We start from the raw sequence: 730 nt of genomic DNA, 5'->3' as shown, positions 1-730 counted from the left end.
GAACACAAGGGAAATTATGGTTATCGTCGGATTCATTTAGAACTAAGAAATCGTGGTTATCTGGTAAATCATAAAAGAGTTCAACGCTTGATGAAAGTACTCAATTTACAAGCTAAAATGCGACAGAAACGAAAATATTCTTCTCATAAAGGAGACGTTGGCAAAAAGGCAGAGAATCTCATTCAACGTCAATTTGAAGGCTCTAAAACAATGGAAAAGTGCTACACAGATGTGACAGAATTTGCCATTCCAGCAAGTACTCAAAAGCTTTACTTATCACCAGTTTTAGATGGCTTTAATAGTGAAATTATCGCCTATAATCTTTCAACTTCACCCAACTTAGAACAAGTACAAACAATGTTGGAACAGGCATTCACAGAGAAGCACTACGAGAATACGATTCTCCATAGTGATCAAGGCTGGCAATATCAACACGATTCTTATCATCGGTTCCTAGAGAGTAAGGGAGTTCAAGCATCCATGTCACGCAAGGGCAACAGCCCAGACAACGGCATGATGGAATCTTTCTTTGGGATTCTGAAATCGGAAATGTTTTACGGTTATGAGAAGTCGTTTCAGTCGCTTAAGCAATTGGAACAAGCTATTGTAGACTATATTGATTACTACAACAATAAACGAATTAAGGTAAAACTAAAAGGACTTAGTCCTGTGCAGTACAGAACTAAATCCTTTGGATAAATTAATTGTCTAACTTTTGGGGGTCAGTACA

The 730-nt window shown here is 37.5% G+C and carries 1 protein-coding gene; it reads left to right on the top strand.

All coding sequences use genetic code 11. The annotated features are described in order from the left end of the window. A partial coding sequence (locus HT708_RS10860) for an IS3 family transposase (protein ID WP_172926386.1) occupies positions 1 to 699 on the top strand: 699 nt, incomplete at its 5' end. Between the last annotated feature and the right edge of the window lie 31 nt (positions 700 to 730).

The organism is Streptococcus sp. 3613, assembly GCF_013277375.1.
Taxonomy (GTDB): Bacteria; Bacillota; Bacilli; order Lactobacillales; family Streptococcaceae; genus Streptococcus; species Streptococcus pseudopneumoniae.
This window is presented reverse-complemented; position numbering and strand designations above follow the sequence as displayed.